Source organism: Mycobacterium sp. NGS29 (assembly GCF_059812965.1).
Genome location: NZ_JCALDR010000023.1, coordinates 13,325 through 25,237 on the forward strand (window position 1 = coordinate 13,325; position 11,913 = coordinate 25,237).

Sequence of the window (11,913 nt, forward strand, 5' to 3'; positions counted from 1 at the left end):
CTGGCCGCGGTGTCAATATGAACTGATGGCTTCGGATAGTGGGGGGGTGCCCGCCCGGCCGTACCGCGGCGTCGGGGCGGCAGCTCGGTTCGCCGAGCGACGCCAGAAATTGCTGACAGCCGGTCTCGATCTGCTCGGTGCAGATCAGCAAGACCTGTCCGCGGTGACGGTGCGCGGTATCTGCCAACGGGCGGGTGTCGCCACCCGCTACTTCTACGAGAACTTCACTGACAAAGACGAGTTCATTGGCGCGGTGTTCGACTGGATCATCGCCGACCTCGCGGCACAGACGCAGGCCGCGGTACTCACTGCACCCATACAGCAACAGACCCGGGTCGGGCTGAGCACCATCGTGCGCACAATCGCCGGCGACGCCCGGATCGGCCGGTTGATCTTCAGCAACAAACTCACCGACCCTGTCGTCATCCGCAAACGAGCGGAGTCCACCGCCCTGTTCGCACTGCTGTCCGGTCACCATGCGACGACCGCCCTGCACATCGGCGCCAACGAGCGCATCAAGATGGGTGCCCACTTCGCGGTGGGCGGGGTCGGGCAGGCGATCAGCGCCTGGCTGACCGGTGACGTCCGCCTCGACCCGGACGAACTGGTCGATCAACTGACGTTGCTGGTCGGCGAACTGACCCACCCCAGCCTGTACGGACTGTCGGGACGAGCCGACGCCGCCACCTGAGCGGCCTCGCTCATACCACCCCGGCCGTCACCGGCGGGCGGCGGTCGGCCGCCGTCCGGGGCACCGCCGGCGTGTCCGCCTCGTTGAATTCCCTGACCCAGCAAGCGAATTCCAGCATGATGCCGTCGGGATCCAGAAAGTAGAAGGAGCGTACGTACACGCCGGGATGCACGGTCGCCGAAACCTGCATAGGGCTCTCGTCGTGATTGAGCACCGGTCCGACCCGCACGCCTTTGTCCTTCAGCCGCTGCCGGTAGGCATCGAACTGCTCTGCCGGCACGTGGAACGCGAGGTGGTTCATGGTGCTCACCGCGCTGGTGATGTCACCCAAGCCCGGCAGCGCTCCGGGCGAGCTCAGTCCCGGGACCCGGTCGGCGGCCTCGGCGAACCAGAAGAACGCGACGCAGTCGCCGTTGCCGGCGTCGAAGAAGAAGTGCTGGCCGGCACCCCCGGGCAGGTCGAGCGACTTGATCAGCGGCATGCCCAGCACGTTGCTGTAGAAGTCCACCGTGCGCGCCATGTCCGAGCACACCAGCGCGACGTGGTTGATCCCGCCGAGTTCGAATTCGGTGTTGGGGTTGTTCGGCTTGATCATGATGCGTCTCCCTACCTAAGATCCAGACCTGAATCTAACATCAGATTCAGGTTCCGGGGAGGTGCTGGTGACGGCGGCGCAACAGGCAGGTCCCCAGTACCCCACCGACCGCGGCCGGCGGACCCAGGCCGCCATCGATGCCGCAGCCCGAAAAGTGATCGCGCGCAAAGGAATTCTGGCGACGACCATCGCCGACATCACCACCGAGGCCGGACGCTCGGCGGCGTCGTTCTACAACTACTACGACTCCAAGGAAGCGATGGTGCGCCAGTGGGCGCTGCGCTTCCGGGACGAGGCCAACGAGCGGGCCATGGCGGTGACCGAGCACGGCCTGTCGGACCGCGACCGTGCCCACCAGGCGGCCGCCGCGCACTGGCACACCTACCGGCACCGGTTGGCAGAAGTGATCAGCGTCTCCCAGTTGGCGATGGTCAGCGAGGATTTCGCGCGGCATTGGGCCGAAATGTGTTCCATCCCGCTTTCATTCATTGCCGAGTCGGTCAGACGTGCTCAGCAGCAAGGGTTTTGCCCCGACGACGATCCGCAACTCATCGCCGAGGCGATTGTGGCGATGTTCAACCAGTTCTGCTACATCCAGCTGACCCGTCACCAGGTTCCGGACGACGAGGCGTGCATCCGGACGCTGGCCAACATCTACTATCGCGCCATCTACAGCGAGAAGGACCGCTCTTGAGTGAGATCGTCCGCGAGTTCCTCGGACTGACGTCCCCCACCGGAGCGCGGGCCGGCGCCGGCGGTCATCCCTACCAGGGCCTCTACCACCACGCCGCCGGCCACCGTCCGAAAGTGGCGATGATCGCGACGCACTACCAGATCGACTTCGCCGAGCACTACATCGCCGAATACCTGGCCGCCCGCGGCATCGGGTTCCTGGGCTGGAACACCAGGTTTCGGGGTTTCGAAAGCAGCTTCGTGCTCGACCACGCACTCGTCGACATCGGGGTGGGGGTGCGTTGGCTGCGCGACGAAGCCGGAGTGGACACCGTGGTGCTACTGGGCAACTCAGGTGGCGGGTCACTGATGGCGGCCTATCAGTCCCAGGCGGTGGATCCGAATGTGACTCCGCTGCCGGGCATGCGGCCCGCCGCCGGTGTCACCGAACTCTCCGCCGCCGACGGCTACGTCGCCACCGCGGCCCACCCGGGCCGCCCGGATGTGCTGACCGCCTGGATGGACGGTGCCGTCGTCGACGAAAACGATCCCGTCGCAACCGATCCCGATCTGGACCTGTTCGACGAGAACAACGGGCCGCCGTATTCAGCGGAGTTCGTCGAGCGCTACCGGGCCGCTCAGGTGGCGCGCAACCACGCGATCACCGGCTGGGCCGAGTCCGAGCTCAAACGTGTTGGCGCCGCAGGCTTTTCGGATCGCCCGTTCACCGTGCAGCGCACCTGGGCCGATCCGCGCATGGTTGACCCGAGTATCGAACCGACCAAGCGGCAGGCGAATTCGTGCTATGCCGGTACCCCGGCGAAGGCCAATCGCTCCGCGCGGGGCATCGCCGCGGCCACCACGCTGCGTAATTGGCTGGGCATGTGGAGCCTGCGGGTGGCGCAGACCCGCGCCGAGCCGCACCTGGCCCGCATCACCTGTCCGGCGCTGGTGATCAACGCCGAGGCCGACACCGGCGTCTTCCCCTCGGATGCGGGTCGCATCTACGACGCGCTGGCCGCAACCGACAAGACACGCGTCGCTATCGACAGCGACCACTACTTCACCACGCCCGGTGCCCGCGATGAGCAGGCCGACACCATCGCGGACTGGATCGCCAAACGCTGGCCGTGAGATCCACCCAACCGACCGGTTGTTAGCTTGGTAGAAACCGCGCACGGGAAGGCGACCAATGCCGATCGCAATCAGCCCTGAACATCAAGACCTGGCCGACTCGGTGCGGTCCCTGGTGGCGCGGGTGGCGCCGTCGGAGGTGCTGCACGAGGCCATGGAAACTCCGGTTTCCAACCCGCCCCCGTACTGGCAGGCCGCCGCGGACCAGGGTCTGCAGGGAGTGCACCTTGCTGAAGCGGTCGGCGGCCAGGGCTTCGGTGTCCTGGAGCTGGCCATCGTGCTCGCCGAGTTCGGCTACGGCGCAGTACCCGGGCCGTTCGTGCCGTCGGCGATCGCCAGTGCGCTGATCGCCGCGCACGATCCCAAGGCGGCTGTGCTCACCGAGCTGGCCAGCGGGGCGGCCATCGCCGCCTACGCGCTGGATTCGAGCCTGACCGCAACGCGGCACGGCGACGGCCTGGTGATCCGTGGCGAAGTGCGCGCCGTACCCGCCGCCGCACAGGCCGCCATCCTGGTGCTGCCGGTAGCCATCGACAGCGGCGAAGAGTGGGTGGTGCTGCGGTCCGATCAGCTCGAGATCGAGCCGGTGGCGAGCATCGACCCGCTGCGTCCCATCGCCCACGTGCGGGCCAACGCCGTCGAGGTCGGCGACGACGTGGTGCTGGGCAACCTGAGCATGACCACCGCCCACGCGCTGATGACCACGCTGCTGTCCGCGGAGGCGGTGGGCGTGGCGCGCTGGGCGACCGACACCGCCTCCGGCTACGCCAAGATCCGCGAACAGTTCGGCCGGCCGATCGGTCAGTTCCAGGCCATCAAGCACAAGTGCGCGGAGATGATGGCCGACACCGAACGCGCCACGGCGGCGGTGTGGGACGCAGCACGCGCCCTGGACGGTGCCGACGAGCACGTCCCGTTCGCCGCGGCGGTGGCGGCGACCCTGGCACCGGCCGCTGCGCAGCGGTGCACCCAGGACTGCATCCAGGTGCACGGCGGCATCGGGTTCACCTGGGAGCACGACACCAACGTCTATTACCGCCGGGCACTGCTGCTGGCCGCCGGTTTCGGCCGCATCTCGGAGTACCCGCAGCGGGTGGTGGACACCGCCACCACCACTGGAATGCGGGCGGTGGACATCGATCTGGACCCGGAAACCGAGCAGTTGCGTGCCGAGATCCGGGCCGAGGTGGCCGCGTTCAAGGACATGGACCGCGCGGAACGCACCGTCGCGATCGCCGAGGCCGGCTGGGTGCTGCCGTATCTGCCCAAGCCGTGGGGCCGGGCGTCCAGCCCCGTAGAGCAAGTGATCATCGCCCAGGAGTTCACCGCCGGGCGGGTGAAACGGCCGCAGGTCGGCATCGCCGCGTGGATCATCCCGTCGATCGTCGCGTTCGGCACCGAAAAACAGCAGCAGCAGTTCCTGCCGCCCACTTTCCGCGGCGAAATGGTCTGGTGCCAGCTGTTTTCCGAGCCCGGCGCGGGCTCCGATCTGGCCGGGTTGTCGACGAAGGCGACCCGGGTCGACGGTGGTTGGCGCATCACCGGCCAGAAGATCTGGACCACGGCGGCGCAGTTCTCGCAGTGGGGTGCGCTGCTGGCGCGCACCGACCCCAGCGCGCCGAAGCACAACGGCATCACCTATTTCCTGCTGGACATGAAAAGCGAAGGCGTGACGGTCACACCGCTGCGTGAGCTCACCGGGCAGGAGTTCTTCAACACCGTCTACATCGACGACGTCTTCGTGCCGGACGAGTGCGTACTGGGCGAGGTGAACCGGGGCTGGGAGGTCAGCCGCAATACCCTTACCGCCGAACGGGTTTCGATCGGCGGCAGCGACCTGAACTTCTTGGCCAGCCTGCCGGCGTTCGTCGAGTTCGTGCGCGACGGCCACTTCGACCAGGCCGCCCGGCAGCGAGCCGGTCAGCTGATCGCCGAAGGGCACGCCGCCAAGGTGCTCAACCTGCGCTCCACGCTGCTGACGTTGGCGGGCGGCGATGCCATGCCCTCGGCCGCGATATCCAAACTGCTCTCGATGCGCACCGGCCAGGGCTACGCCGAATTCGCGGTGTCGTCCTTCGGCTCGGATGCGGCGATCGCCGATCCTGAACAGCCGCAAGGCAAGTGGGGCGACTATCTGTTGTCCAGCCGGGCCACCACCATCTACGGCGGCACCTCGGAGGTCCAGCTGAACATCATCGCCGAGCGGCTGCTCGGCCTGCCCCGCGACCCGTAACGACTTGGGGACACTCCCATTCGAGCGTGAAGCTACGGCGTCCGGGGTGAACAGGTGGCGGGATTTTGCGCCGAATTTCCCGCCGTGCCTTCACTCGCAACGCCGCAGCGTCACTCGGCTTTGGCCTTGTCGTCTTCGGCCCTGTCGTCCTCGGCCTGGTCTTCGTCGGCCTTGTCGTCGTCGGCCTTGTCGTCCGTTGCCTCGTCGCCCTCGGCTTTGTCGCCGTCCGCGGAGTCCTTGTCCGAACCCTTCTCCGAGCCCTTCTTATCGGACTTCTCGTCCAGGTCCTTGGCCTTGTCCTTGGCCTCGTCCTTGTCGTCGACGTCCAGCTCGCGCAGCTCGCGCTTGAGGATCTTGCCGGTGGGGTTGCGCGGCAGCTCGTCGAGGAAGATGACCTCCCGCGGCACCTTGTAGCGGGCCAACTCCTCTTTGACGTGCTTCTTGAGGGTGTCCTCGTCGACGTCGGAGCCGTCCTTCTTGACCACGAAGGCGCGCAGCCGGTGCCCGTACTCTTTGTCCTCGACACCGATCGCGGTAGCTTCCACCACCTCCGGATGTCCACTGAGGCAGTCCTCGACCTCGGCCGGGAACACGTTCTCGCCGCCGGAGACGATCATCTCGTCGTCGCGGCCGCTGACGAAGAGCAGGCCTTCTTCGTCGAAGTAGCCGACGTCGCCCGAGGACATCAGGCCGTCGATGATCTCCTTATGGCCGCCGCCGGTGTAGCCCTCGAACGGGAACGCGTTGCCGACGAAGATCCGCCCGACCTCGCCCTGCGGCTTCTCCTTGCCGTTGTCGTCGAGGATCTTGACCTTGACGCCCTTGACCACCGGACCGCACGTGGCCGGGTTCTTCTCCAGGTGCTTGGGCTCGGCGATGGTGGCGAACGCGATCTCGGTGGACCCGTACATGTTGTAGATCACCGGACCGAAATCCTTCAGCGCGCGGCTGGCCAGTTCCCCACCGAGCTGCGACCCGGACACGAAGATGATCTTGAGCTTCGACAGGTCCGGCTTCTCGTCCATCTCCTCGATCGCGTCGAGCAGCCGCGTCAACATCACCGGCACCACCACCATGGCGGTCGCGCCGTGCTTCTCCAGGTCCTTGAGCACCAGCGGCGGCTTGAACTTGCGGCGCAGCACCAGCGTGGAGCCCAGGAACATCGCGATGGTGGCATGCAGGAATCCCAGCGCGTGGAACATCGGCGCCGGCAGCGAGGTGATCTCGTTGGCCTTGAACGGGACGTGCGACAAGATGCCGCCCACCGGGGCCAACGTCGGCGGCGTGCTGCGATTGGCGCCCTTCGGGGTGCCGGTGGTGCCGCTGGTCAGGATGATGATCGAGGCGTGCTTGGCGGCCTTCGGCGCCGGATCCTTACTGCTGCGCTCGATCAGGTCGGCCAGCGTCTCGTCCTCGCTACCGGAGTCCTCGTCGCTGTCCGGGTTGGTGCCCAGCGCCCGCAGGAAGCCCAGCTCCGGCTTGGCCTTGCTGACCACCTTGGTGTACTCGTCGTCGTAGATGATGATCTTGGCGCCTTCGCGCTCGGAGACCTCTTTGACCTGTGGCCCGGAGAACTCGCTGTTCAACAGGATGATGCGGGCACCGACGCGGGCCGCACCGAAGTAGGCGACGAGGAACCAGCGGCTGTTGCGGGCCAGGATCGCGACGCCGTCGCCGGCTTTGACGCCTTTGTCGATCAAGCCGTTGGCGACGGCGTGCGCGGCATCGTCGAGTTCCTTGAAGCTGAATTCGCCGTCTTCGTCGATGCACGCCGCGCGGTCCGGGGTGCGGGCGGCATTCAGGGCGGGCAACATGCCGAACTCGCCCCATTTGACCAGGCCGGTGGCCAGCGCGGCATAGTTCTGCGGCGGTTCCAGCCGGAATGCGCCCGATTCAAAAATCTTGCGCACGTAATGCAGTTCGGCTGCGCCGCGTTCCACGTACTGCTGAAGTTTTCCGGACCCGGGTACATCGCTCAGGCTAGGCATGGTCCTCACCATATGTGACGGAGGTCGCAATGCGACCAGTGGTTTCCCCCGAATTACCATCAATTTCCATGACCAAACCCGTGTCGCTGGAAGTGAGCGGCCGCCCGGTCACCGTCACCCACCCGGACAAGGTCGTGTTTCCCGACCCGGGCATCACCAAAATCGAGCTGGTCCGGTATTACCTGAGCGTGGCCGACGGCGCCCTGCGTGGCGTGCGGGGTCGGCCGATGATCCTCAAGCGGTTCGTCAAGGGCATCACCGAGGAGGCGGTGTTCCAGAAACGCGCTCCCGCCAACCGACCGGACTGGGTGGACGTGGCCACCCTGCGTTACGCCTCGGGCACCTCCGCCGACGAGGCGGTCATCCACGACGCCGCCGGTCTGGCGTGGGTGGTCAACCTGGGCTGCGTGGATCTCAATCCGCATCCGGTGCAGGCCGACGATCTCGATCATCCCGACGAGCTGCGCGTCGACCTGGATCCGATGCCCGGGGTGTCCTGGTCGGGCATCGTCGATGTGGCGCTGGTGGCACGCGAGGTGCTCGAAGACCACGGTCTGACCGCGTGGCCCAAGACCTCCGGGTCGCGGGGTTTTCACATCTACGCCCGGATCCACCCACACTGGCCGTTCGCCAAAGTGCGGTTGGCCGCGCAGACCGTGGCCCGCGAAGTCGAACGCCGCGTGCCCGACCTGGCGACCAGCCGGTGGTGGAAAGAGGAACGCGAAGGCGTGTTCGTCGACTTCAATCAGAACGCGAAGGACCGCACGGTCGCCTCGGCGTATTCGGTGCGTGCCACCCCCGATGCCCGGGTGTCCATGCCGCTGCGCTGGGACGAGGTCGCCGATTGTCGGCCCGAGCGGTTCACCATGCGTACCGTCCCGGATCGGTTTGCCGCGCAGGGCGATCCCTGGGCCGGCATGGACGATGCGAAGGGCGGCCTGGACAAGCTGCTGGCCCTGGCCGACGAGCTCGGTCCACCGGAGAAAGCACCCAGGGGCGCCGGCAAGAGCGGCCGGCGGCAGTCGGTGATGCCGCTGATAGAGGTCGCCCGGACCAAGACCCGGGACGAGGCGATGGCCGCCCTGGACACCTGGCGCGCCCGCCATCCGGCCGCGGCTGAACTTCTGCAGCCCGCCGACGTCCTGGTCGACGGGATGCGCGGACCCAGCTCGATCTGGTACCGGATCCGGATCAACCTGCAGCACGTGCCCGCCGCGGCCCGCCCGCCGCAGGAGGAACTGATCGCCGACTACTCCCCCTGGGTGGGACACACGCCCAAGCAGCGGCCACGCGACTGACGGCCGGGTAAGACACGCGCTACTCTCACGCTGTGACCGGGCTGAGTCGACGCGGATTCCTGCAGGTTGCCGCGGCGTCCGGGCTGCTCGCGGCGTGTTCGGACCCGAAGCCGAAGCCGGGCACCCCCGGGGGCGGGTCGGTCACCGTCACCCACCTGTTCGGCGAGACCGTCGTCAAGGAGCCGCCGAAGCGGGTGGTCAGCGCGGGCTACACCGAGCAGGACGATCTGCTGGCGGTGGGTGTGGTGCCCATCGCGGTGACCAACTGGTTCGGTGATCAGCCCTTCGCGGTCTGGCCGTGGGCCCAACCCAAACTCGGCGCGGCGCAGCCCGCCGTGCTGACCCTGGACAACGGGATTCAGGTCGATCAGATCGCCGCACTCAAGCCCGACCTGATCGTGGCGACCAACGCGGGCCTGGACGCCGACACCTATCAGAAGCTGTCGGCCGTCGCCCCGACTATCGCGCAGTCCGATGGCGACGCGTTCTTCGAGCCGTGGCAGGACCAGGCCGCCGCGATCGGTCAGGCCGTCTTCCAGGCCGACCAGATGAAGTCGTTGGTGGACGCCGTCAAGGCCGGGTTCACCGATGTCGGCCAGAAGAATCCCTCCTGGAAGGGCAGGAAGGCGCTGCTGATGCAGGGCCGGATGTGGCAGGGCACGGTGGTGGCGACCGCGGAAGGCTGGCGCACCGACTTCCTCACCCAGATGGGCCTGGTCATCTCCGACGGCATCAAGGCGTACACCACCGACCACCGCGCGCTGATCCCCCGCGATCACATCAAGGACGTGCTCGATTCAGCCGATGTGGTGATCTGGTGCACGGAGAGTCCGGAGGAACAGCAGGCGATTCTGGCCGATCCCGAGGTGGCGGCAGCGCAGAACACCGCCCGCCAGCGCCATCTCTTCACCGGCAAGGACCTGGCCGGCGCCATCGCGTTTGCGTCGCCGCTGAGTTATCCCGTCGTCGCCGATCAACTTCCCCCGCAGCTCGGTAAAATCCTGGGCTGATTGAGTATTCGCTAAGGCACCTCTGGCAGTGCTCCACATTCAGTGCCGAGTGCCCGGCGGCGGCGTTACCGTCGAATTATGACTGTGATGGAGATCACTACCATCGAGGGGGACCGCGACCTGCCCGACGCCGTGGTGGACTACGGCGACCAGGCGTTGCTGGTGCAATGTGCTTGCACCGCTGACGTTTTGGCGTGGGCCGAGGCACTGCGTGCGGCGCGGCTGCCCGGTGTCGTCGACGTCGTCCCGGCCGCGACCACGGTGCTGGTCAAGCTCGACGGGCCGCGGCGGCAGGCGATCACCCGGCAGCGGTTACGCACGCTGCGCATCACACCTGGCGCGCAGCCGCACCCGCACCAGGCGACGCGCGAAGTCGTCATCGACGTCGGCTACGACGGACCCGATCTGGCCGAGGTCGCCGAACTCACCCGGCTCAGCGCGGCCCAGGTGATCGACGCCCACACCAGCACCCGGTGGCGGGTGGGCTTCAGCGGATTTGCACCCGGGTTCGCCTACCTGATCGGTGGCGACGAACGGCTGCGGGTACCGCGACGCCCGGAACCGCGGTCCGCGGTCCCGGCCGGATCGGTGGGACTGGCCGGCCAATTCAGCGCGGTTTACCCGCGGCGATCGCCCGGCGGGTGGCGACTCATCGGTCGCACCGATGCGGTGCTGTGGGACATCGACCGACCGGACCCGGCCCTGCTCACCCCGGGCACGTGGGTCCGGTTCCGGGCCGTGTGACGGAGGTCGGCATGGACACGGACACCACCCTGGAAATCCTGCGCACCGGGCCGCTGGCGGTCATCCAGGACCTCGGCCGGGCCGGGCTGGCCCACCTCGGCGTCGGCCGCTCCGGGGCCGCTGACCGTCGGTCCCATACCCTGGCGAACCGGCTGGTCGCCAACCCCGACGACCGGGCCACCGTCGAAGTCACCTTCGGCGGCTTCTCGGCCCGGGTGCGCGGCGGCGACCTGGACATCGCCGTGACCGGCGCCGACACCGAGCCGACGGTAAACGGAAAAGTATTCGGCACCAACAGCATTCAGCATGTACGCGATGGCGAGGTGATCTCGCTGGGCACTCCGCGGACAGGCCTTCGCACCTATCTGGCGGTGCGCGGGGGCATCTGCGTCACACCGGTGCTGGGCTCGCGCAGCTACGACGTGATGTCGGCGATCGGGCCGCTGCCGCTGCAGGCCGGCGACGTGGTGCCGGTCGGCGAACACACCGACGACTACCCCGAGCTCGACCAGGCGCCCGTCGCAGCGATCGACAACCACCTGGTCGACGTCATGGTGGTGCCCGGGCCGCGGGACGACTGGTTCGTCGATCCCGACGCCCTGGTGCACACCGTCTGGATGGTCTCGGATCGCAGCGACCGGGTGGGCATGCGCCTCGAGGGTCGCCCCATAGCGCACCGCTGGCCGGACCGGCAGCTGCCCAGCGAGGGCACCACCCGTGGCGCAATCCAGGTGCCGCCCAACGGATTACCGGTCATCTTGGGTCCCGATCACCCGATCACCGGCGGTTACCCGGTGGTCGGCGTCGTGGTCGACGAGGACATCGACAAGGTCGCCCAGGTGCGGCCCGGCCAGTACGTACGTCTGCACTGGGCGCGGCCCCGGTCGTGACGGCGGCTGGATCCTGGTAGACAAGGACGGTGCACACCGCACGCCTGGTCCACACCGCTGATCTCGACGACAGAACCCGGCACAGCGCCTGCCGGATGGTCACCGAGGCATTCGACGGTGACTTCGCCGAGACCGACTGGGAACACGCGCTGGGTGGCATGCACGCATTGATCTGGCACCACGGCGCGATCATCGCGCACGCCGCGGTGGTGCAGCGCCGGTTGCTCTACCGGGACCGCGCGTTGCGCTGCGGCTACCTCGAAGCTGTTGCGGTACGCGAGGATTGGCGTGGCAAGGGCCTGGTGACGGCCCTGCTGGACGGCGCCGAGCAGGTGCTGCGCGGCGCCTACCAGCTCGGTGCGCTGAGCTCGACCCTCGCGGCTCGCGGACTGTATGCCGCCCGCGGCTGGGCGCCGTGGCTCGGTCCGACGTCGGTGCTGGCCCCCGCGGGTCCGACCCGCACACCTGACGACGACGGCACGGTGTTTGTGCTGCCGGTGAGTGTGACCCTGGACACCTCCGCTGAGCTGATGTGCGACTGGCGCGACGGCGACGTCTGGTAGTCCTCACACGGTCACCGGCACGATGGTGAGCGGAAGTTCACCGCCCGGGGTCACTGCGGGAAGCGCCCGGGCAACAAAGGATTTCTAGCGTGGCG

General features: G+C 67.6%; 10 protein-coding genes and 1 pseudogene. 9 read left to right on the forward strand and 2 right to left on the reverse strand.

The window, feature by feature from the left end:
- Positions 1-25: 25 nt before the first annotated feature.
- The gene (locus AC5Y5Z_RS23010; protein WP_499927754.1) at positions 26-691 is read left to right on the forward strand and encodes a TetR/AcrR family transcriptional regulator; all 666 of its coding nucleotides are present in this window, start codon (positions 26-28) and stop codon (positions 689-691) included.
- Between the two features lie 10 nt (positions 692-701).
- Here AC5Y5Z_RS23010 and AC5Y5Z_RS23015 read toward each other — a convergent pair whose 3' ends face one another.
- Complete coding sequence (locus AC5Y5Z_RS23015; protein WP_463828702.1) at positions 702-1,286, reverse strand: VOC family protein; 585 nt, start codon at positions 1,284-1,286, stop codon at positions 702-704.
- 64 nt (positions 1,287-1,350) lie between these two features.
- Here AC5Y5Z_RS23015 and AC5Y5Z_RS23020 point away from each other — a divergent pair, with 64 nt between their 5' ends.
- The 3 genes from AC5Y5Z_RS23020 to AC5Y5Z_RS23030 are packed head-to-tail and all read left to right on the forward strand — an operon-like array spanning position 1,351 to position 5,325.
- A complete protein-coding gene (locus AC5Y5Z_RS23020) occupies positions 1,351-1,980 on the forward strand; it encodes a TetR/AcrR family transcriptional regulator (RefSeq protein ID WP_499927792.1) in 630 nt (209 codons plus the stop codon).
- Complete coding sequence (locus tag AC5Y5Z_RS23025; protein ID WP_499927756.1) at positions 1,977-3,092, forward strand: alpha/beta hydrolase family protein; 1,116 nt, start codon at positions 1,977-1,979, stop codon at positions 3,090-3,092. Before AC5Y5Z_RS23020 ends, AC5Y5Z_RS23025 begins: the two co-directional genes overlap by 4 nt.
- A gap of 58 nt (positions 3,093-3,150) precedes the next feature.
- On the forward strand, positions 3,151-5,325 hold the full coding sequence (locus AC5Y5Z_RS23030) for an acyl-CoA dehydrogenase family protein (RefSeq protein ID WP_499927758.1): 2,175 nt from the start codon (positions 3,151-3,153) through the stop codon (positions 5,323-5,325).
- 326 nt (positions 5,326-5,651) lie between these two features.
- Here the strand turns inward: AC5Y5Z_RS23030 and fadD2 are convergent.
- Positions 5,652-7,313, reverse strand: a pseudogene (fadD2, locus tag AC5Y5Z_RS23035) (long-chain-fatty-acid--CoA ligase FadD2); the annotation flags it as partial.
- A gap of 68 nt (positions 7,314-7,381) precedes the next feature.
- Here fadD2 and ligD point away from each other — a divergent pair.
- From ligD to AC5Y5Z_RS23060, 5 genes are all read left to right on the forward strand, one after another.
- A complete protein-coding gene (gene ligD / locus AC5Y5Z_RS23040; protein WP_463828699.1) occupies positions 7,382-8,611 on the forward strand; it encodes a non-homologous end-joining DNA ligase in 1,230 nt (409 codons plus the stop codon).
- A gap of 32 nt (positions 8,612-8,643) precedes the next feature.
- The gene (locus AC5Y5Z_RS23045) at positions 8,644-9,621 is read left to right on the forward strand and encodes an ABC transporter substrate-binding protein (RefSeq protein WP_473140234.1); all 978 of its coding nucleotides are present in this window, start codon (positions 8,644-8,646) and stop codon (positions 9,619-9,621) included.
- 87 nt (positions 9,622-9,708) lie between these two features.
- Positions 9,709-10,365 carry a 5-oxoprolinase subunit B family protein gene (locus tag AC5Y5Z_RS23050; protein WP_499927760.1) on the forward strand — a complete coding sequence of 219 codons (657 nt, stop codon included), beginning with the start codon at positions 9,709-9,711 and terminating at the stop codon, positions 10,363-10,365.
- Between the two features lie 11 nt (positions 10,366-10,376).
- Positions 10,377-11,255, forward strand: coding sequence for a 5-oxoprolinase/urea amidolyase family protein (locus AC5Y5Z_RS23055; protein WP_499927762.1), 879 nt, complete (start codon positions 10,377-10,379; stop codon positions 11,253-11,255).
- Positions 11,256-11,284: 29 nt separating this feature from the next.
- Positions 11,285-11,818, forward strand: coding sequence for a GNAT family N-acetyltransferase (locus AC5Y5Z_RS23060; protein WP_463828695.1), 534 nt, complete (start codon positions 11,285-11,287; stop codon positions 11,816-11,818).
- The last annotated feature ends 95 nt before the right edge of the window (positions 11,819-11,913 follow it).

Excerpts from the sequence above, each read along its gene's own strand:
- AC5Y5Z_RS23030 (WP_499927758.1), top strand. The coding sequence starts at position 3,151 with ATGCCGATCGCAATCAGCCCTGAACATCAAGACCTGGCCGACTCGGTG.
- AC5Y5Z_RS23055 (WP_499927762.1), top strand. The coding sequence starts at position 10,377 with ATGGACACGGACACCACCCTGGAAATCCTGCGCACCGGGCCGCTGGCG.
- ligD (WP_463828699.1), top strand. The coding sequence starts at position 7,382 with ATGACCAAACCCGTGTCGCTGGAAGTGAGCGGCCGCCCGGTCACCGTC.
- AC5Y5Z_RS23050 (WP_499927760.1), top strand. The coding sequence starts at position 9,709 with ATGGAGATCACTACCATCGAGGGGGACCGCGACCTGCCCGACGCCGTG.
- AC5Y5Z_RS23015 (WP_463828702.1), bottom strand. The coding sequence starts at position 1,286 with ATGATCAAGCCGAACAACCCCAACACCGAATTCGAACTCGGCGGGATC.
- AC5Y5Z_RS23010 (WP_499927754.1), top strand. The coding sequence starts at position 26 with ATGGCTTCGGATAGTGGGGGGGTGCCCGCCCGGCCGTACCGCGGCGTC.